14 protein-coding genes are annotated in these 19,464 nt (G+C 62.9%); 4 read left to right on the top strand and 10 right to left on the bottom strand.

The window, feature by feature from the left end:
- Positions 1-35 precede the first annotated feature (35 nt).
- The 4 genes from JQ575_RS23900 to JQ575_RS23885 all read right to left on the bottom strand — a co-directional run bounded on the left by JQ575_RS23900 (position 36) and on the right by JQ575_RS23885 (position 4,813).
- Positions 36-455: a nuclear transport factor 2 family protein gene (locus JQ575_RS23900; protein WP_212035607.1), complete on the bottom strand. Its 420-nt coding sequence runs from the start codon at positions 453-455 to the stop codon at positions 36-38.
- 171 nt (positions 456-626) lie between these two features.
- On the bottom strand, positions 627-2,057 hold the full coding sequence (gene ahcY / locus JQ575_RS23895; protein ID WP_212035606.1) for an adenosylhomocysteinase: 1,431 nt from the start codon (positions 2,055-2,057) through the stop codon (positions 627-629).
- Between the two features lie 77 nt (positions 2,058-2,134).
- A complete protein-coding gene (metK, locus tag JQ575_RS23890) occupies positions 2,135-3,397 on the bottom strand; it encodes a methionine adenosyltransferase (RefSeq protein ID WP_212035605.1) in 1,263 nt (420 codons plus the stop codon).
- Between the two features lie 60 nt (positions 3,398-3,457).
- On the bottom strand, positions 3,458-4,813 hold the full coding sequence (locus JQ575_RS23885; RefSeq protein WP_212035604.1) for a hypothetical protein: 1,356 nt from the start codon (positions 4,811-4,813) through the stop codon (positions 3,458-3,460).
- 168 nt (positions 4,814-4,981) lie between these two features.
- Between JQ575_RS23885 and JQ575_RS23880 the strand changes: the two genes are divergently transcribed.
- Positions 4,982-6,712: a caspase family protein gene (locus JQ575_RS23880; protein ID WP_212035603.1), complete on the top strand. Its 1,731-nt coding sequence runs from the start codon at positions 4,982-4,984 to the stop codon at positions 6,710-6,712.
- A gap of 141 nt (positions 6,713-6,853) precedes the next feature.
- On the opposite strand, the gene JQ575_RS23875 is transcribed toward JQ575_RS23880, so the two are convergent.
- Both JQ575_RS23875 and JQ575_RS23870 read right to left on the bottom strand, forming a co-directional pair.
- The gene (locus tag JQ575_RS23875) at positions 6,854-8,593 is read right to left on the bottom strand and encodes a serine hydrolase (protein ID WP_212035602.1); all 1,740 of its coding nucleotides are present in this window, start codon (positions 8,591-8,593) and stop codon (positions 6,854-6,856) included.
- Positions 8,594-8,775: 182 nt separating this feature from the next.
- On the bottom strand, positions 8,776-12,108 hold the full coding sequence (locus JQ575_RS23870; protein ID WP_212035601.1) for an adenylate/guanylate cyclase domain-containing protein: 3,333 nt from the start codon (positions 12,106-12,108) through the stop codon (positions 8,776-8,778).
- Between the two features lie 795 nt (positions 12,109-12,903).
- On the opposite strand from JQ575_RS23870, the gene JQ575_RS23865 reads away from it, so the two are divergent.
- The 3 genes from JQ575_RS23865 to JQ575_RS23855 all read left to right on the top strand — a co-directional run bounded on the left by JQ575_RS23865 (position 12,904) and on the right by JQ575_RS23855 (position 15,074).
- Entirely contained in the window at positions 12,904-13,407 is a 504-nt protein-coding gene (locus JQ575_RS23865) for a hypothetical protein (protein WP_249166852.1), read from the top strand.
- A 124-nt stretch (positions 13,408-13,531) separates the two neighbouring features.
- A complete protein-coding gene (locus JQ575_RS23860) occupies positions 13,532-14,128 on the top strand; it encodes a TetR/AcrR family transcriptional regulator (protein WP_212035599.1) in 597 nt (198 codons plus the stop codon).
- Positions 14,129-14,195: 67 nt separating this feature from the next.
- Positions 14,196-15,074: a DMT family transporter gene (locus tag JQ575_RS23855; protein WP_212035598.1), complete on the top strand. Its 879-nt coding sequence runs from the start codon at positions 14,196-14,198 to the stop codon at positions 15,072-15,074.
- A gap of 759 nt (positions 15,075-15,833) precedes the next feature.
- Here JQ575_RS23855 and JQ575_RS23850 read toward each other — a convergent pair.
- The 4 genes from JQ575_RS23850 to JQ575_RS23835 are packed head-to-tail and all read right to left on the bottom strand — an operon-like array spanning position 15,834 to position 19,460.
- Entirely contained in the window at positions 15,834-16,952 is a 1,119-nt protein-coding gene (locus tag JQ575_RS23850) for a cobalamin-independent methionine synthase II family protein (protein WP_212035597.1), read from the bottom strand.
- Positions 16,953-16,973: 21 nt separating this feature from the next.
- Entirely contained in the window at positions 16,974-17,687 is a 714-nt protein-coding gene (locus JQ575_RS23845) for an ABC transporter ATP-binding protein (RefSeq protein WP_212035596.1), read from the bottom strand.
- Positions 17,680-18,432 carry an ABC transporter ATP-binding protein gene (locus tag JQ575_RS23840; protein ID WP_212035595.1) on the bottom strand — a complete coding sequence of 251 codons (753 nt, stop codon included), beginning with the start codon at positions 18,430-18,432 and terminating at the stop codon, positions 17,680-17,682. Before JQ575_RS23840 ends, JQ575_RS23845 begins: the two co-directional genes overlap by 8 nt.
- A complete protein-coding gene (locus tag JQ575_RS23835; protein WP_212035594.1) occupies positions 18,429-19,460 on the bottom strand; it encodes a branched-chain amino acid ABC transporter permease in 1,032 nt (343 codons plus the stop codon). Before JQ575_RS23835 ends, JQ575_RS23840 begins: the two co-directional genes overlap by 4 nt.
- Positions 19,461-19,464: the final 4 nt, after the last annotated feature.

Genomic DNA, 19,464 nt, shown 5'->3' with positions numbered 1-19,464 from the left:
GGTATGGGCAGGGTCATGCGAAATTGCAACCGGCTTCAGGTGGCCGCGGCGGCGACGGCCGCGGAGTCGAAATATTCGTAGAATTCAACCGCCTTGCCGTCCTTGAAGCGCCAGAAGTCCATCTTCGGCGTCTCCGCAAGTTTGCCGGTCTTCTTGTTGATCCACGCCGTCGAGCCGCGAGCGACCACCGCATCACCCTGCGCGATGTACTCCTCGATGGTGTAGTGCTGCATGGTCCACTCTCCAACCAAGGTGTTGAAATAGGTACGAAGCTGCTCGCGATTGTCGTACCGCGTCGCAAATTCCAGCGGAGCCGCGCCGCGTGGGACCGATTGGAAGTTGATGTTCGGCGCGACGACGCTGTCGAACCAGTGATCGACGCTGCCGCCCTTGCTGTCGTGCCACTGGCGATAGGCTTCCTTCAGGATCTGAACGTTGACTGCTTCACTCGACATGACCTTCCCTCCGCAATGTTGTCGGTGTTCTGAAAATGAAGTCTGGAAAGCGGGCCGCCCGCTTCATAGTGGCGGGCTTTTTTGTGTTTTCTACCTCAGATCGTATCAGGGTTCTGCCATGAAAAAAGCCCCGGATCGCTCCGGGGCTTTTTTGTCGCGCATGCGGATGGATCAATACCGGTAGTGATCCGCCTTGAACGGGCCTTCCGGCTTGACGCCGATATACTCGGCCTGGTCGGGGCGCAGTTCGGTCAGCTTGACGCCGATCTTGGCGAGATGCAGCCGGGCCACCTTCTCGTCGAGCGACTTCGGCAGCACGTAGACTTCCTTCTTGTACTTGCCGTCCTTGTTGTTGGCGAACAGTTCGATCTGCGCCAGCGTCTGGTTGGTGAACGAGGCCGACATCACGAAGCTCGGATGGCCCATGGCGTTACCGAGGTTCACCAGGCGGCCTTCCGACAGCAGGATGATACGGTGGTTGTCGGGGAAGGTGATCTCGTCGACCTGCGGCTTGATGTTGTCCCACTTCAGGTTCTTCAGACCCACGATCTGGATCTCGTTGTCGAAGTGGCCGATGTTGCAGACGATGGCGCGATCCTTCATCGCACGCATGTGCTCGATGGTGATGATGTCCTTGTTGCCGGTGGCGGTGACGAAGATGTCGGCGCGGGGTGCCGCGTCTTCCATGGTCACGACCTCGTAGCCTTCCATCGCCGCCTGCAGCGCGCAGATCGGATCGACTTCCGACACCATGACGCGGCAGCCGGCCTGGCGCAATGACGCGGCCGATCCCTTGCCGACGTCGCCGAAGCCCGCGACCATCGCAATCTTGCCCGACATCATCACGTCGGTGCCGCGGCGGATGCCGTCGACCAGCGATTCACGGCAGCCATAGAGGTTGTCGAACTTCGATTTGGTCACGCTGTCGTTGACGTTGATCGCCGGCCACAACAGCGTACCGGCCTTCTGCATGTCATAGAGGCGATGCACGCCCGTGGTGGTCTCTTCGGAAACGCCCTTGATGCTCTTGGCAATCTCGGCGAAATAGCCCTTCGGCTTTTCCTTGAGCTGCTTCTTCAGCAGCGTGAAGAAGACTTCCTCTTCTTCCGAACCCGGCTTGTCCAGGAACTTGGTGTCGCCGTTCTCGGCGCGCAGACCAAGATGGACGTACATGGTGGCGTCGCCGCCGTCGTCAAGGATCATGTTCGGGTGACCGCCACCGTGCCAGTCGAACAGCTTGGCGGTGTAATCCCAGTATTCGGTGAGGCTCTCGCCCTTGACGGCAAACACCGGAATGCCGGCGGCTGCGATCGCCGCCGCCGCGTGATCTTGCGTCGAATAGATGTTGCAGGAGACCCAGCGGATGTCGGCGCCGAGTGCGGCCAGCGTCTCGATCAGCACGCCGGTCTGGATCGTCATGTGCAGGGAGCCCGCGATGCGCGCGCCCTTCAGTGGCTGCTTCGGGCCGTATTCCTCGCGCGTCGCCATCAGGCCGGGCATTTCGGTCTCGGCCAGCGAGAGTTCCTTGCGGCCGAAGTCGGCGAGCGAGATGTCCTTGACGATGTAGTCGGTAAAGGCAGGCTTCTTGGCGGCGGCGGTCATGTGTTGATCCCTTGAAAAAGCTTATTCCGAAAAGCGCGAAAGGCTTTCCGGAATAAGCAGGATGATTACGGAGAAAATCAGAACGCACCCTTCAGTGCGGACACCAGATCGGTTTTTTCCCAGGAGAAGCCGCCATCCTTTTCCGGCGCGCGGCCGAAATGGCCATAGGACGCGGTGCGGCGATAGATCGGCCGGTTCAGCTTCAGCGTGCGGCGGATGTTGGTCGGGGTCAGCCGGAACAGTTGCGGCAGCACCTTTTCGAGCTTCTTTTCATCGACCTTGCCGGTGCCGTGGGTATCCACCAGCAGCGACATCGGATCGGCGACGCCGATTGCATAGGCGACCTGGATGGTGCAGCGATCGGCAAAGCCGGCTGCGACAACGTTCTTGGCGAGGTAGCGCGCGGCATAGGCAGCGGAACGATCGACCTTGGTCGGATCCTTGCCGGAGAAGGCGCCGCCGCCATGCGGCGCGTAGCCGCCATAGGTGTCGACGATGATCTTGCGGCCGGTCAGGCCGCAATCGCCGTCGGGACCGCCGACCACGAAGTTGCCGGTCGGATTGACCAGGAAGTCGGAATTCTTTTCAGGCATCCAACCCTTCGGCAGCGCCGACTCGACTTCATGCGCGATCATGTCCTTGATCAGGCCGGGCGAATACTTCTTGCCGTTGCGGCTCTTCTCGTTGTGCTGGGTCGAGACCACGACCTTGGTGCAGCCGACCGCTTTACCTTCGACATATTTCACCGTGACCTGGCTCTTGGCGTCGGGCTGCAGGTCGAACAGCTGACCGCTGCGGCGCTTCTCCGACAGCACCTTCAGGATGCGGTGCGCGAAGAAGATCGGCGCGGGCATGAAGCTGCCCTTTTCGTAGATTTCGCTCTCGTTGCAGGCATAGCCGAACATCATGCCCTGGTCGCCGGCGCCTTCTTCTTCGCCGCTCTTCTTTTTCTTGGCGTCGACGCCCATCGCGATGTCGGGCGACTGGCCATGCAGCAGCACCTCAATATCGGCGCCATGATAGGAGAAGCCGTTCTGGTCGTAGCCGATGTCCTTGACCACGCTGCGGGCGATCTCGGAGATCAGTTCGCGATCGACCACCGAGACGCCGTGAATGTCGCGGAACAACTGGCCACGGCCCTCGCCCGCAATCACGATCTTGTTGGTCGTGCAGAGTGTCTCGCAGCCGAGACGGGTATTGACCGCACTGTCGTCGGCAATACCGAGCTTGACGTCCTTCTCGAGGAAGGCATCGAGAATGGCGTCGGAGATTTGATCCGAAACCTTGTCCGGATGGCCTTCGGAAACCGACTCGCTGGTGAAAAGATAAGACGCGCGCATCAACAACCCCTTGTTTCCGCCTGATGTCGGCGGGCTCTCTTTGTCATTTATCCCGGAATGTCAGTCGCGACGGCGCGAGATGACGTAGGATTCGTCGTAAAACCAAAGCCCATTATGTTTGCGCAGAACCTCTCGGGTGGCATCGAGGGTTCGGCCGTTTTCGGTCATTTCCGTCAACCGTTCGTCTTCGATCTGGGCCACATACACCGCCGCGTTCCACGCTGCAAAGGCCGTCGAGGTTCCGATCGAGCCGGTGACCTCGTTGGGCAGCGCTTCCATATCATAACGGAAGATGGAACGGTTATCGGCGTAGGCATTAAAATTGAGGTCGCGCCCGGCCGACCCCAGCTCGTATTTCACCGTGCGCAGTAGCTCATGACGGCTCACCGCGAAAGGATTTTCTCCGGGCCACACCGCCTGGATGATTTCCAGCCCTGGATCCTGCCCGTGGGAGTGAATTCCGATCAACCGGCCGCCGGCCCGCAGCGCCCGCGCCAGCGGCGCGATAATCCGCTTGGCGCGGAAATTCACAGAGGATTTGGCCCGGTATGGCTGGGATGCAATGACGAGGTCGAAATTGGCCTCGGTTCGGCCCGCCCGGGGGATGATCGAATCAAGCAGGAACCGGTGGTCCTCCCGGTAAACTACCAGCGCCACCGGCCGTTCATAGATCGGCATGCCCGATTTGGGACTAATATTGGCTCGCCAGTTCTGCTCCAGAAATGGGCCCAGTGCGGCGATCTGGGTCTCGAATTCACCTGAGGATGCGCCCTGGAGTGCGACCTCATGCCAGATCATGCCCGCGGCAGCCGCGGGCGAGGCCGGGGTCAGCCAGGGCGCCTCGGCGTAGTACATGTTGGTGAGCACAAAGACGGTCGCGGGATGCTCGAACAGCCGGTCCGGGACCTTGTCGAGCGTCAGGCGGACGTCCTCCAGGCTGAGCTCCTTGCCGGCGATATAGAACGGCATATGGGGGAAGCGGCCGTGCATCGAGCGCATCACCCGCGCCAGCACGGTGCCGTCGCCGACGCCGGCATCGAACACCCGCAGCGCCGGCGGCCGCGGATGCAGGCTCGACAGCTCGAGCGCCACCCGGTCGGCGGTCACCCGCTTTTCGCTGCAGGTATGGACGAACAACAGATATTTCTGCCGGTTCTCGAAGAAGCGGAAATTGCCCCTGGGGTCGCGCTTCTCGGGCGGCACTTCGATCCCGCGCGGCGGCGGCAGCCCGCCCGGTGTGGAAGCGGCGATATAGGCCTGGATCCGGTCCAGCGTGTCGATGGTGATGCGCTTGCCCTCGCGCAGGCGGTGCACCAGCTTGCCGTCATTGACGGCCCGGCGGCCAAACGTCGTCTCCGCCATATCGGCCTGGCGGCAGAACTCCGATATCTGGCTGAGAATCTTGTCGTTTTTCATCGGGTGGCGGATTGGGACGGAGCGGTGGGCAACGGCAGATGACCAGGATGTCCTACCATCATCTGCCCACTGGGGAAAGGCCTGTTTCCCGGTCCGGCCGGCATGAACCGCCATCCCGCATTTCGCCACCAAGACAAGGACGCAACCCCTTGATGTAAGGACCAATTGATGCGCCGCGCGATCCTGACGCTGACCTTGCTTGCAGCCGCCCTGTGGTCGGCGCCCTCCCTCGCCCAGTCCCGCAAACAACTCGGGCCGCTCTGCACCACCGACACCACGCCGGCCGATCAGATGATCGATGCCTGCAACAAGATCATCGCGCTCAAGGTGTTTTCCGGCGAGAAACTCGCGGGCATCTATTTCTGGCGCGCGGTCGGCTGGAACAAGAAGGGCGACTACGTCAAGGTCATCGCCGACACCAGCGAGGCGCTCAGGCTCAAGCCTGATATCGCAATCTACAATCTGCGCGGCTCGGCCTATTACGACAAGGGCGAATACGACATCGCGATATCGGACTTCAACGACGCGCTGCGGCTGGGACCACCGAGCGGCATCCTGTTTCACAACCGCGGCAACGCGTGGCGCGGCAAGGGCGAGTACGCCAAGGCGATCGCCGACTATGACGCATCGATCAACGCCGGACGGAAGTCTCCGTTCTCCTACCAGAACCGCGGCATCTCGAAACAGGCGCTCGGCGATCTCGACGGCGCGATGGCCGACATCAACGAAGCGATCCGGCTCGACGCGGCGCTGCCGCAGCCGCTGATCCACCGCGCTGTGCTTTGGCGTGCCAAGGGCGACTTCGAACGCGCCATCGCTGACGGCACCGAGGCGATCCGCCTCGCCAAGGCGAAGGCGCCGGTCAACATCATGACGCCGCCCGGCAGCGTGTTGATTTCGGCCTACAGCCAGCGCGGCCTCGCCTATGAAGCAAAGGGCGATTTCACCAGCGCGAAGCAGGACTACGCCGCCACCCTCGAAGGCAAGGCGTCGGACGCCGGCAGCAAATCCAATCAGGCCACCGCGAAGGTTCGGCTCTCGCTGTTGTCGGACGCAACGGCGCCGGCGCCGAGAGATGCGACATCAAACACGACATCGACAACGACGACGGGGCCGGTCGGTGCGGCGACCCCTGCCCCACCTGCCGCCCCGGTCCAGAGCATCACGCGGCGCGTCGCGCTCGTGATCGGCAACGGCGCCTATGCGCACGTCACGCCGCTACCCAACCCGGTCAACGACGCCCGCTCGATCGCCAGGAGCCTGCGCGACATCGGCTTCGTCGTGAACGAAGGCATCGATCTCGATCGTGTGGCGATGCAATCGACGATCCGCGACTTCCTGCGCGATGCGGCACGGGCGCAGGTGGCGGTGGTTTATTACGCCGGTCACGGCGTACAGGTCGAGGGCCGCAATTATCTCGTGCCGATCGACGTGGCGCTGCAAGCCGGCGGCCGCATGACGGATGCGATGGTGGAAATGGATACGATCATGGCCGGTCTCGACGATCAGGTGCGCACCAACATCCTGATCATGGATGCCTGCCGCAACAATCCCATGACTCCCCCCGTGGCGACGACACAGGTCGCTTCCGCGGGCGCCAACCGCGGCATCCAGCCCGGACCGGGCCTCGCCGCACCGGCCAGCCTTGGCGCCGGCTCGACGCTGGGCGCGGGAACGCTGATTGCTTACGCGACCGCGCCCGGACAGGTGGCGCTCGACGGCGAAGGCGTCAACAGCCCGTTCTCGGCAGCCCTGTCGCGCCACATCGGCACGCCCGGGCTCGAGGTGCAGCAGATGCTGACCCGGGTCCGCGCCGAAGTGGTCGCCGCGACCAAGGCCAAACAGGTGCCGTGGTCGAACTCGTCGCTGCTCGGCGAGGTCTATCTGACGGGGAAATGAGGACGCCGTCTCTCCACGTCATTGCGAGCGAAGCGAAGCAATCCATATCGCAGCATAGCGGATGGATTGCTTCGTCGCCTCCGCTCCCTTGCGCAAACGCTTCGCGCTTGTCGCAGGCGATGACGATGAGGAGAGTGACGTCTACTCCCCCACCCGCTGCGCAACGAAGACGCCGTTCGGCTGGTGAAAGACCACCTCGTCAATAGCTGCCTCGCCGCGAAATTCGACGACGAAGCCTTCCAGTTCGACGATGCGAAACCTTCTGCCCTGCTCGGGCGCGAGGCGGTAGGCCGGCTGGTAGTCGGGCTTCAGCACGAGCCGGTTTTCGCTATCCAGCGTGACGCGATGCGTTATCGAACCGCTCTTGAAGTGACCGACGCATCGGGCGCGGAACGCCGGATCGGTGCAGTCGCCGGCCGCAAGCCGTGCAAAGACGATATCCTTCACCATTGCCTCCAGCGGCGCCGACAGGCTGACGATGTTGCCGTCGCGGTCGGTCAGGAAGGTGATGGCAAGCCGGTCCGGCTGCAGGCGGTGCGGCTCCTCGGGCAATTCGAACGTCTCGTAATGACGGTGCGTCAGGGGCGCGGACATCCCGCGCCATGCCCAATGCAGCGCACCGTCCTCAGGCTTCACCGACATCACCCCATAGGCCGGATGCGCGTACTCGCCGGCATACGCCGGCAATTCGTGCGCCGGTCGCGTATCCTTGTGACGCGCCTTTTCCCGCGCGTCCTTGTCGACCTGCATGTGGGCGATGAATTTGTCGCGCTGCTTGAGGAAGCGCGCGCGCCACTCGACCGGCTCGCGTCCGCGCAGCCGGTCGAGGATGTACCAGGTCAGCGTCGACGGCACTTCGCTCGGGCTGCGGTTGGTCAGGACGGCAATTCCGATGCCCAGATCCGGCATCAGTGTCATCAGCGATCCCCAGCCGACCCAGCCGCCGCCGTGAAACACCATCCGGTCGCCGCGATAGTAGTTGGTCTGGAAGCCAAGGCCATAAAGCGCCTGACCGAATTCGGCGAGGTTGGGCGCCGAGATGAAGGCACGCGACGCATGCAGTTCATTGATCAACGCCTCCGGCAGCAGTCGCTCGCCGTCGAACTCCCCTTTGCCCAGATGCAGCCGCATCCAGTTCGCCAGATCGGCGACCGAGGTGTTGATCGCGCCGGCCGCAATGGTGCGGATCGGCAGGCGCATCGCCGGCAGCCGTGTATCCTCGTGCATCATGTACGGCCGCGCCGCTTCACCTGCGGCTTCAAGGTCGTCGAGGTTGAAGCTGACGGTCATGCCGAGCCGGTCGGTCAGTCGGGTCCGGATGAACGCGTCAAAGCTCTGCCCGCTGAGGCGCTCGATCAAGAGACCCGCAACGTTGTAGCAGAGGTTGTTGTATTGCCAGGTGGTGCGGATATCGCGGCTCAATTCGAGATGCCGCATCAGGCCTAGCATTTCGGCGGGCGCCCGGTCGCCTGCCATATGCACCCAGTCATGGCGCGGCAGCCCCGACTGATGGCTCAGCAGGTCGCGCACCGTGACCCGCTCGGTCGCGACCGGATCGCTCAGGCGAAACTCGGGCATGTAGTCGCGCACCGGCTTGGTCCAGTCGAGCCGCCCCTCATGGTGCAACAGCGCCATCGCCGTCGCGGTGAATGATTTGGTGATCGAGCAGATTACGAACTGCGTCGCCGGTGTCACCGGCAGCTCCGCCTCGACATCGCGCTGACCATAGGCCCGCGTCAGCGCCACCTTGCCGTCCTGCACCACGGCAAGGGCGACACCCGGCACCTTGCAGTCGGCCATCACTTCGGCGGCAAGACGATCGAGATCGGAAGCGAACGAGGAAACCGGCGCAGTTGGCGCCTCGGCGGATGCGTGGGACATGAGCTTCTCGGCTCGAACAGCACTAGCGCACATCCCGGGTCAGGCTGCACCACGCGGCAAGGTTGCGTTGTGGATTATAGCTCGTGGCGAGCCACTCGCGAAGCCTGCCTGACGGAGAAGTGAAGACGCTTGGTTTGGTGCGGTTCGCCCTCGCGGCCCTCGAAGGAACGTACTTGCACCGGCTAACGGCTGCGCCGGAGCAGCTTCTCCGCCTCTTCGATTTCGGGGAGATCCTGCCCTGCGTCGAAATCGACGAGGAATGGCCCCAGCAGTTCGGATACGGGCGCCGTTCGACCATTCCTGATGTAGAAGCGCGCCAGGCCAAGCGCGCTGCGCAATTCGAAAGTCTTGGTCTGCTGGCGGCGGGCGATTTCAAGCGCCTTGTTGAACGCATCTTCGACCTTGGAAGCGTCCGGCGGGTCGCAACGGAACAGCAACTCTCCCTGGGCACGATGCAGTTCGGCATCGAGCCAATGCTGGCCGGATTGTTCCGTCCAGCCGATCAACTCGCGCACAATTTCCAGCCCGGTCTCGAGTTGCCCCGCTTCTGCGTTCGCCAGGGCAACATGCATTCCCCAGAACGGCTCACACAGGTAGCAATCATTTTCATGCAGCAAGGTCCAGCCGCGGCGCATTTCGCTCAGCCCCTCCACCTGTTCGCCGGCGCGCCACTTTGCAAGGCCGTTCAGGTAGGTCCCGGCGGCCACATACAACGGCATGGTATGTTCGCGGGCGAGAGCGAGGGCAAGGATGGTCTCTGTCTGCTGCAACATGCCCCGGCACAGTCCGTCGAAGACGGCCTTGTGAACGAGCGCGTTGGCCTGCGACAGCGCCCGCTTTTCTCCCGGAACGCTCACCGCTGCCGCGGCGAGCCGGCGCGCTCGATCGATCTTCCCGGTCGGCCAGAGCACCAGGGCAAGAAACCTCATGATGACGAACGGCAGGTCCAGCGTCGACGCCCTGAAGGTCTCGGGGTCAGGCTCGGCGCCGTAGATCGCAAGGGCCCGCTCAAGATGCACTTTCGCGTTGATGTAATCGCCCCCGAACCAGGAGGTCACCCCGCTGGTGCAATGGGCGAGGACTGCCGCCACCGGCGATTCCGGCCGCCGGTCGGCGGCGCTGACGATTGCATCAACCAATTCCCGCATCGGCGCGATCTCGCCGTGGGTGAGGCAGGCATTGAACAGGCCGGAATGGATCGGCGCCAGTTCGACCGGATCATTGATGTCAGCCGCGAACTGCCGGGCGCGCGTCCATGCCGCCACCGTTTCCGGCGCGCTGTGCCCAAGGCTTCCGCGCAGCGCGCGGCTATAGGCAATCTGGAGATCGAGCCGGCTCATGATGCGGCCCGGTTCGCCCGGCAACCCATCGGCGATCGCGACGGCCTTGCCGAGATGGGCGATCGCCTCGGAATAGGCCGAGCGCTTCAGCGCCTGCTGGCCGGCCTTGCGCCACCAGCCGAGGGCCACCTCGCCCAATCCAGCTTCAGTGAAGTGGTAGGCCAGCACTTCCGGCTCGGTTTCGGCGATGACCGGAAAGCTGTCGCGCAGGACATCGCCAATATGCTTGTGGAGCTGCAGCCGCCGGCTCTTGAGCAGGCTCTCATAAGCCGCTTCCTGAACCAGCGCATGCTTGAAGCTGTAGCGCGCTTCCGGCGGCGTGCCGCGCCGCATCAGCAGCTCGGCCTGCTCGAGCTGCGCCAGCGCGGCGCTCAATGTCAGATCATCGCGACCCGCCACAGATCGCAGCAGCGTATAGGAGAAGTCGCGGCCAATGGCGGCGCCGATCTGCGCCACCTCCTTGACCGGCGCCAGCCGGTCGAGCCGCGCCATCAGCGAGTCCTGCAGCGTCGCGGGAATGGCGAGCGACGGGAACGGACTATCGAGCCGATAGCGCCCGGCATCTGCCACCAGCAGTCCGGACTCCAGCACCATCTTGGTCAGTTCCTCGACGAACAGCGGGATGCCATCCGTCCTCTCGATGATCTGCGTCATCATTTCGCCTGGCAGCTGGCGACCGACGGTCACCTGCTCGACCAGCGCGCGGGTGTCCTGCGGGTCAAGCCGATCGAGCCGCAACAGGCTGACGTTGGGAAGCCCCACCCAGGGCGGCTCGAACTCGGGCCGAAAGGTTATGAGCATGAGTATCGGCAGTCCCCTGATCCGATCGACCGTGAGATCGAACAGCTCGAGCGTCGTGGCGTCGGCCCAATGCATGTCCTCGCAGACGACCAGCACAGGCTGCTGCCGCGCCAGACCCTCGACCTGATCGAGAAGGGTAACGAAGGTCTGCCGCCGCTGCTGCACTGGATTAAGGCCGAGCGGCGGATAGCGCTCGCCGGTTGAGATCGAAAGCAGAGCGGCGATCAGCGGCGTCGCCTTGGCCACCTGCTGCGTTCCGAGCGCCAGCATGGCCTCGAGCTTGTCGAGCTTTTGCTCCTGCGTATCCTGCGACCTGATGCCGGCAGCGCGCTCGAGCTGAGCGACAAAGGGATGAAGCGCACTGTTGGTATGGTAGGGCGAGCACTGATAGCGCACCCGGCGGTGGGTCCCCAAGGCAGGGTTCTCCAACAGCGTCGCGACGATGCGCGACTTGCCGATCCCGGCCTCGCCGGAAATCAGGACCACCTGGCCCTGGCCCTGCCACGCCAGTTGCTGGCGCGAAAGCGCGAATTCGATCTCTGCCTTACGGCCGACAAAGCCGGTCGAGCGCACGGTTCGCACCGCCTCGAAGCGACTCTCCGATGCGGCTCCGCCTTCGACCGCCCAGACCGCGATCGGCTCGTCGATGCCCTTGACCTCGCGGCGGCCGAGGCTGCGAAACGTGAACAGGTCGCCAAGCAGTTGGCGCGTCGAAGCCGCAACGACAACCGCCCCGGGCTCCGCCAGGCTCTGCAGCCGCGCAGCGACGTTCGGTGTATCGCCGACCATCGCCTGCTGTTCTGACGCGCCTCCGCTGATGAGGTCGCCTACCACAACAAGTCCGGTCGCGATCGCGATCCTCACCTCCACCCGCTGTATCGCGCGCGTCTCCAGCGGCCCTATTGCGGCGGTGATGTCGAGCCCCGCCCGCACCGCGCGCTCTGCGTCATCCTCGTGCGCAACGGGATAGCCGAAATAGGCAAGGATTCCATCGCCGACGAACCTGGCGATAATGCCGTCGTAAGTGGCAATGACCCTCGCGCAGGCGGCGCGATAGGCGCGGATCACCTCCCACATGTCCTCGGGATCGAGGCGCGCCGAAAGCGCCGTCGAACCGACCAGGTCGCAGAACAGGACGGTGAGGTGGCGTCTTTCGGCATCGCGCCGGATCGCGGGCTCGGCGACCAGTTCGGCTTGATTGAGTTCGGCAATCGCGCGCAGCATTTTGCGGCGATGTCCGAGCAGGACTCCCAATCTGTCGTAGTCCTGATCCGTCAGTTCGGGAAGGACACCAAGATCAATGCCGTTCTCGGCAAAACGCAGCGCGTATTGCCCAAGCCCCAGCTTCTCGAGCCAGTCCGCAATTTGCTGCATTGGCACCACCACGCTCTGGTTGGCGGCCTGCCCAATATTGGAACCACGGTAACGAAAAAATTATTGCATATTTTTCCCGGTCGTCGCACGTCCTGTTTGCGGCATCCGGGCGGCGCCTGGCTGTCGATTTTTCCGGAGGTCGCGCAGCCGAAATGTCCGCTACTCAAAAGAGTAGTGGCAGGATGCAAAACGGCAGGATTGCTGGACGCTCCGCGCGGCGGCAAGACCGAACCCACTCGCAACGTTGAAAGAATTCGTACCGATATGCACTCTGCGCCAGATTGAGCCGATCGATCAGTCGGCGATATCTGACCCGCCGAGACCTGCGCTGCATCAACCGTCGGCCAACGAAAAGTCAGGTACTACGTTACTCCGAACACGTTTGTTTGAACCTTGTCTCCCGAAACATGACGAAGGGAGCATGCCGTGGCGATGTGAAGGGGTTCACACCGACGTGCGGTAGGCAGTGCTAGAAGCTCGATCGGTCCCAACGGCTGCTGTCATGAGCGACATCTGATTTTTCCGGGGACCCGAGGGCGTTCAATAGCGCCCCGCGTGGAAGCGGCGCAAATACGCGCCCGGCAATGTGGCGGCAACCTGCGCGAGCCCAGGCCAAACACATTCAACAAAACTGCAGGGCATACGGTGTGTTCGGGGACATAGGCGCATGACGCCGTCAAACGCGTTGATGCGGCCGATCGGGATTTCCTCACGCCGGACGATTGCTGCACGAGGCGCGGCCAACTTATCGCGTCGTTCCGGCAGGCAACTCTTAGGAAAGGCAGCCCCATGAAAATGGCCAATGCAAATTTCGACAGGTCATCCGGCACGAAGACGGCCGGGTTCGCTCCTGCGGCTCTCATCAAATCGGCGCATCTCATTGAACGAGTAGGACTCGCCGCGATTGGAGGCTCCTGCGGCTTGTACGTCGCCGCAGCATTATTGCGCCGGCTAAACGAACTGCCCTTAAGTGTCGGGATCGTCCTGTTGATGATGCTCTTTGGGGCTTTCAGCTTCTATGTCGGCATCGACCTGCCCCGCCGTTCGGCCCGGAGATCAGCCTCGATCCAACGGCAACGATGGAGCCCGGATACTGTGGTTGAGATCCTGAGCGCGGTCGGAATATTTCTTGCCGCGATTGCGACGTTTGCGTCCGTCGGCATCATCATCCTCGATGAGACCGTGTCTGACGGATGGCTGGCCTTGATCGGAGGCGGCTGGATGACCGGCTCTTCGTTGCAGGTTGCTGCCGGCATCATCGCCCGCAGCTACGGCACGGCCGAAAATGCCGGCAAGTGATTTCCGATTGCCGTTGGAATGCACAGCCCGGCTGGGGCGCAGGCCGACGCGATTGGCTCATAGCGGCTATTTGCAATTCAAGACCGATCGGTCTATATATATGGCCATGACACGCCAATCCCCAATGCAGCTACCACGTGGCCGGCCCCGTGGTTTCGACACGGATGCCGCCGTCGAGCGCGCCATGGGCGTGTTCTGGTCACGCGGCTATCACGGCACGGCGCTTCCAGACCTGCTGCGAGCGACGAAGCTTTCGCGCGGCAGCCTTTATGCCGCCTTCGGGGATAAGCACGCGCTCTTCCTGCGTGCGCTCGATCGCTATATCGCCGACGCTCTGGCGCGGATGGACGTCGAACTCGGTCCGCGCCGACAGCCGGTTGATGGCCTGCGGACCTTCCTTGCTGGTTACGTCGAGCGCACGAGCGGCGCCAGCGGTCGACGCGGATGCCTGCTGGTGGCCACAGCCATGGAATTGGCAGGCCACGACGGGGATGTCGAAGGTCGCATCGGCGGTTTTTTCAAAGCCATGGAGGCCAGGCTCGCCAGCGCATTCTCGCGCGCGAAGGCAGCCGGCGAACTGGCAGCCGGCGTTGAGCCTGCAAGTGCCGCGCGGATACTGGTCTGCTTCGTCGAGGGACTTCGGGTGGTCGGCAAAACGGGACCAACGCGAACCGCGTCGCAAGCTACTGCCGACGCCCTTCTCGACCGCTTCATCAAGTAGCTCAACCATGGACGCACGCCATATTCGCGCGCCTATCTGGACCGATTGGTCCTGAAATGAGGATGCCATGTCTGCCATTCAGATCGCCTGCGCAGTGCTGGTGCCTCTCATCTGGGGCTATCAGTTCGTGGCCATCAAAGTGGGCGTGCTGCAGTTTCCGCCACTTTTCTTCCTTGGACTGCGCTTCCTCGCCATAGCGCTGCTGCTCATCCCCTTCGTCACAAGGCCGACACGTCAAGAGTTCGGCTCAATCGCCGTCATCTCGGTCTTCCTTGGTGGACTGAATTTCGGGTTGTTCTATGTGGGCCTGGGGCTCGGTTCCGGCAGCATGTCTGCCGTCGCCTATCAACTCACGACGCCCTTCACCGTCCTGTTGGCCTGGCCGCTGCTTGCGGAGCGGCCGTCGCTGATGACGTCCGCCGGTGTGTTGGTTGCCTTCGGCGGCGTGGTCGTGCTGGCCGCCGGGCCGGGCCTGTCCGCAAATGCGTTACCGATCCTACTGGTGGTCGGGGCAGCCTTCGCGTTCGCGGTCGCCAACGTCCTGACCAAGCGCCACGGCCCGTTCGATCCCCTGATGTTGACGGGATGGTCGTCACTTTTCACGGTACCGCAGGTCATGTTGATGTCGCTGTTCCTTGAACACGGGCAATTGACGACCCTGGTCACCGCGGACGAACGTGGCTGGATGGCGCTCGCCTACACTATTTTCATCGGAGGAATTGTCGGGTTCGGCCTTTGGTTCTGGCTGATCGCCCGTTGCACCATGGCCCGCGTGGCACCATTCGCGCTTCTGCTTCCGGTCTTCGCCTTGCTGTCGAGCGTGTTGTTCCTTGGCGACCGCGTGACCCCGACGTTAGCCATCGGGGCACTGCTCGCCATCTCGGGCGTCGCCATCACGCAAGTAAGACCAATCGCTCGACCAGATGCGTCGCCCCGCACGCAATAGCAATTGGATACGACGGGTGCGACAAAACAACCCGACGGGCAAATCAGTTCGGATTTACAGAATCTGTGTCAAGCCCAAGAATCAAAAATATTTCCGTTTACCAGAATGACAATCAAAGGTATGTATTTGCCCATCCCGTCCTGGTCAGAAGGGCGTCGGCCGTCGTCACGGACGTTGGACGGGTTGCGGTGGACGCTTGTTTACGTCTGACGACGGCGTGGATTAAGCGTACGGCAAAACCGTGTGGTCCTGGCGCCCGTTGCTGGCGTCAAGCCGTCGGCTAGGCGTGAGCTGAACCGGCGGTGACGGAGTCAACCAAGAACTCGTCTCCGGGGAGATCACGGCATAGGCCGTAAAGCCATTGCGCAGGGAAGGCCGGGTGTTCACCGCTGCCCTGTATGCTGGTGTGCACTTTGTTTTGTGCAAACCGCACACGAGACCGCGGGTGCAGCGCGCACCCGGTCTTCCCTGCGCCCTCTTATTTCGAGAGCAAGGAATTTCTGGCAAAGCTCGGTCGCAGTGCGCCGCGAGAATGCGAAACTGCGTTTAGTGCACGCTTCAACAACAAACACGGCCGTCGTCCCGGGCTTGACTCGGGACCCATACGCCGCGGCAGTTATTGTTGAAGAAGGTCTCTAACACCAGCGTTCTCACCGATGGGCCGCGGCGTATGGCTCCCCCGATGCGCAATTGCGCATCTGAGGTCAAGGCCGGGACGACGGGTGGAGAGGGCCGGGACGACAACGCGGAGTTATGAAGCTACTTCCCCCACACCTCGTTGGCGACATCGACCGCGAGCTTCAGCTTGGCCCACTGCTCTTCCTCGGACAGGATGTTGCCTTCCTCGGTCGAGGCGAAGCCGCATTGCGGCGATACCGCGAGCTGCTCGAGCGGCGCGAATTTTGCCGCCTCCAACAGCCGGCGCTTGATGTCTTCCTTGTTCTCGAGCTCGCCGAACTTCGAGGTGATGACGCCGACCACGACCACCTTGTTGCCCTTCGGCAAATAGCGCAGCGGCTCGAAGCCGCCGGCGCGGTCGGAATCATATTCCAGGAAATAGCCGTCGTAATTGGTGCCGGCCAGCATGGTCTCCGCGACGGGCTCGTAGCCGCCGGAGGAAATCCAGGTCGAGCGGAAATTGCCGCGGCAGACATGCGTGGTGACAATCATGTCGGCTGGCCGCTCGGCCAGCGCGTAGTTGATGACGCGGGCATAGATCTCCTGCAGGCCGTCGGGATGGTCGCCGCGCTCGCGCGCCTTCTGCAACTCGTCCGGCGAGCAGAGATAGGCCCATACGGTGTCGTCGAACTGCAGATAGCGGCAGCCCGCGTCGTAGAACGCCTTCACCGCCTTGCGGTAGGTCTTGCCGAGGTCCTCGAAGAAGGCTTCGAGATCGGGATAGACGTCCTTCGAGATCGCCTTGCGGCCGCCGCGGAAATGCAGCACCGCGGGCGACGGGATCGTCATCTTGGCCGTGACATGCGCGGTGTCGCAATGCTTCTTCAGGAATTTGAAGTGATCCAGCATTGGATGGTTGTCGGGGAAGTCGAGCTTGCCGATGACCCGGATGGCGTCGTGCCGGGTCTGGACGCCGGCGAACTGGATGCCTTGATCAGGGTGATACAATTCGCAGCCGGTTAGATGGCTCAGAAAATCGAAATGCCACCAGGAACGGCGGAATTCGCCGTCGGTCGCGAGCTTGAGTCCGAGCGAGGCCTGCTTGTGCACGACCTTTTCGATTTCCATGTCCTCGGCCTTGCGCAAATCCTCGGCCGTGATCTCACCCTTCTCCAGTTTGGCGCGCGCTTCCTTGATGCGCTGCGGCCGCAACAGGCTGCCGACCTCGTCGGCACGGAACGGGGCTTTGGTTCGCTGCATGGTCTTACTCCCAGAAAATTTTCAGTGTGCGGCGCCAGCGACGCCAAGATAGCGTTCGAGTACCGCAGGATCGGCCTTCAGCGCGCTGGAGGCCGCATCATGCACGATCGCGCCGCGTTCCAATATCACAACCCGGTCGGCCAACCCCAGAATCTTTTGGGCATTCTGCTCGACAATAATCGAGCAAATGCCACCGGCGCGGGTAATGGTGCCGAGCGCCCGCAGCAGCTCCTCGACGATGATGGGCGCCAGCCCCTCGGTCGGCTCATCCAGCAGCAGCACCTTCGGATTGAGCGTCAGCGCCCGGCCGATCGCCAGCATCTGCTGTTCGCCGCCGGAGAGCTGGTTGCCGAAATTACTGCGGCGTTCCTTCAGCCGCGGAAACATTTCGTAAACCCTGTCGACGGTCCATGGGCCGGGCTGCGCCACCGCGGTCATGTTCTCTTCCACCGTCAGCGAGCGGAAGATGTTGCGCTCCTGCGGCACCCAGCCGATTCCGGCGCGCGCCCGCTGGTCCGGCCGCATCGGGGTAATGTCGAGCCCGCCAAGCGCGACCGTGCCGCCAAAACGCCGGGTGATCCCGACGATCGAGTTGATCAGCGTGGTCTTGCCGGTGCCGTTGCGGCCGAGCAACGCCAGCACCTGGCCTTCGCCCAGCGTCAGCGACATCCCCGGCAGCACCACCGCCTGCCCGTAGCCGGCGCGCAGGCCATTGATGACGAGTAAATCAGACATCGGCAGCCTCGCCGAGATAGACCGCCTTGACCTGGGGATCGCGCGCCACCTCGTCCGGCGGGCCTTCGACCAGCATGGCGCCGTTGACCAGCACCGAAATCCGGTCGGCGAACGAAAACACCAGATCCATGTCGTGCTCGATCAGAAGAACCGTAACGTCGCGCGGCAGCGCTGCGACCGCGGCCAGAATATCGTGGCGCTCGCTCTCGGGCACGCCGGCGGCGGGCTCGTCGAGCAGCAGCACCCGCGGCTTGGTCGCGATCGCGACCGCGATCTCGAGCAAGCGCTGCTTTCCGTAGGGCAGCGTCGCGGTGAGTTCATTCATGACGTCGAGCAGGTGAAAGCGCGACAGCGTCTCGGCGACCTCCTGGTTGACGTCACCCCGCGTCCCCATCCGCCGCCACCAGTCGCCGCCGCGGCCGAGCCGTTCGGAGACCGCAAGGCCAATGGTCTCCAGCGGCGTCAGATCGGCATAGAGCTGGTTGATCTGGAAGGTACGCGACAGGCCGCGCAACACCCGCTTGTGAACCGGCAGGTCGGTGATGTCGTTGCCCTCGAGCAGAATGCGCCCGGAATTGGGGGCAAGCACGCCGGTGAGCAGGTTGATGACCGTGGTCTTGCCGGCGCCGTTCGGTCCGATCAGGGCATGGCGGGCGCCCTGCTCGACCCGCAGCGACAGATCACGCGTGACCCGCAGGCCCCCGAATGATTTTTCAAGTCCCTTGGTTTCCAGCGCGATCGTCATGGCGCGTCACTTTCGGGAACGGCCACGACGGCTTTGCGTCCGGCGATTTTCCGGATCACGAGATTGGGCAGCCACAGCGCCCAGCGATGCATGCGGTCACGGCCGACCAGCACGATCACGACCAGCACGAGACCGATCCAGAACAGCCAGTACTGCGGCGTGATGGTGGAGAAGAACTCCTGCAGCATCTTGAAGACAACAGCGCCGATCAGGCCGCCATAGAGATAGCCGGTGCCGCCAAGCACCAGCACCAGCATCAGATCGGCCGATTTTTCGAACGCGAACACGTCGAGCGAGGCCAGCGCCGTGGTCTGGGTGAACAGCGCGCCGGCAATGCCGGCGTAGAATGCGGCCAGCGTATAGATCGCGATTAGGCGGCGATTGACCGGCACGCCGATGGCGGACGCCCGCAGCGGATTGTTCTTGATCGCACGCAGCGACAGGCCGAATGGCGAGTTCACCACCCGGCGCGCGAGCAGGAACAGCAGGAACAGCACGATCAGCGAGTAGAAGAAGCCGGTCTTGCCGAACATATCGAAGGCGAACGTTCCAAGGATCGGCGCCATCTCGATGCCCTGCAGGCCGTCGGTGCCACCGGTGATATTGGAGAAACGCTCACCCAGCGCTTCCAGCAGCAGCGCGATGCCGAGCGTCACCATCAACCGCGTCAGGTCGACGCCGCGGATCACCAGGAAACTGGTGAGAAAGCCGAGCACCATGGCGACGAGACCCGCCGCGACCAATGCAATCACCGGTTCGGTGATGATGCCATGGAGCGCCAGCAGCCCGGCACAATAGGCGCCGACACCGAAGAAGGCGGCATGGCCAAGCGACACGATACCGGCATAGCCAAGGATCAAATCGAGCGACAGCGCGAACAGTGCCAGCCGCAGGATGTCCGTCATGATCAGATAGCGCGACGGAAACAGGAATGCGCAGGCCAGGACCAGAACCCAGAACGCGATTTCGCCTCCGCGCCAGCGGGAGCGGGCCATGGCATGAGACGAGATTTCGGGAAGCGAGCTCATATCG

It is taken from the genome of Bradyrhizobium sp. JYMT SZCCT0428 (assembly GCF_018131075.1).
Classification (GTDB): Bacteria; Pseudomonadota; Alphaproteobacteria; order Rhizobiales; family Xanthobacteraceae; genus Bradyrhizobium.
The sequence above is the reverse complement of the archived record's forward strand: the minus strand, read 5'-3'. Positions and strand labels throughout refer to the sequence as shown.

Bases quoted from the DNA above. Each gene is read 5' to 3' on its own strand.
- JQ575_RS23855 (WP_212035598.1), top strand. From the start codon at position 14,196: ATGTCTGCCATTCAGATCGCCTGCGCAGTGCTGGTGCCTCTCATCTGG.
- JQ575_RS23875 (WP_212035602.1), bottom strand. From the start codon at position 8,593: ATGTCCCACGCATCCGCCGAGGCGCCAACTGCGCCGGTTTCCTCGTTC.
- ahcY (WP_212035606.1), bottom strand. From the start codon at position 2,057: ATGACCGCCGCCGCCAAGAAGCCTGCCTTTACCGACTACATCGTCAAG.
- JQ575_RS23900 (WP_212035607.1), bottom strand. From the start codon at position 455: ATGTCGAGTGAAGCAGTCAACGTTCAGATCCTGAAGGAAGCCTATCGC.
- metK (WP_212035605.1), bottom strand. From the start codon at position 3,397: ATGCGCGCGTCTTATCTTTTCACCAGCGAGTCGGTTTCCGAAGGCCAT.
- JQ575_RS23885 (WP_212035604.1), bottom strand. From the start codon at position 4,813: ATGAAAAACGACAAGATTCTCAGCCAGATATCGGAGTTCTGCCGCCAG.
- JQ575_RS23865 (WP_249166852.1), top strand. From the start codon at position 12,904: ATGGCCAATGCAAATTTCGACAGGTCATCCGGCACGAAGACGGCCGGG.
- JQ575_RS23880 (WP_212035603.1), top strand. From the start codon at position 4,982: ATGCGCCGCGCGATCCTGACGCTGACCTTGCTTGCAGCCGCCCTGTGG.
- JQ575_RS23835 (WP_212035594.1), bottom strand. From the start codon at position 19,460: ATGAGCTCGCTTCCCGAAATCTCGTCTCATGCCATGGCCCGCTCCCGC.
- JQ575_RS23845 (WP_212035596.1), bottom strand. From the start codon at position 17,687: ATGTCTGATTTACTCGTCATCAATGGCCTGCGCGCCGGCTACGGGCAG.
- JQ575_RS23850 (WP_212035597.1), bottom strand. From the start codon at position 16,952: ATGCAGCGAACCAAAGCCCCGTTCCGTGCCGACGAGGTCGGCAGCCTG.
- JQ575_RS23840 (WP_212035595.1), bottom strand. From the start codon at position 18,432: ATGACGATCGCGCTGGAAACCAAGGGACTTGAAAAATCATTCGGGGGC.
- JQ575_RS23860 (WP_212035599.1), top strand. From the start codon at position 13,532: ATGCAGCTACCACGTGGCCGGCCCCGTGGTTTCGACACGGATGCCGCC.
- JQ575_RS23870 (WP_212035601.1), bottom strand. From the start codon at position 12,108: ATGCAGCAAATTGCGGACTGGCTCGAGAAGCTGGGGCTTGGGCAATAC.